The 272-nt window shown below is 72.4% G+C and carries 1 pseudogene; it reads right to left on the bottom strand.

The features are described 5' to 3' along the window. Window positions 1-272: pseudogene (locus G6027_RS16945) on the bottom strand (hypothetical protein); the annotation flags it as partial.

Genomic DNA, 272 nt, shown 5'->3' with positions numbered 1-272 from the left:
TGAGCCGATCCCGGACCGCAGCGAGATCCGAATCGACCGTCCGGTGATCGTAGGTGAACATCTGGGTCACGATCTCGCGCGCCGCGTCCGTCGCGGAGGCGGGCGCGTCCGCGACCCGCTGCTCGGTCGCCGCATCTCCCCTGGCCTCGACGTACTGCCAGGAGGTCAGACCGGTGACGACGAGGAGGACGGCGGACGCCGCGGCCAGGACCACGGTGAGCCTGCGTCGACGCGACGAATCGAGCGGCTCCCGGGTGGGCCCCGGCGTCGCG

Origin of the sequence: Dietzia sp. SLG310A2-38A2, assembly GCF_014145095.1 — a bacterium.
Taxonomy (GTDB): Bacteria; Actinomycetota; Actinomycetes; order Mycobacteriales; family Mycobacteriaceae; genus Dietzia.
This window is presented reverse-complemented; position numbering and strand designations above follow the sequence as displayed.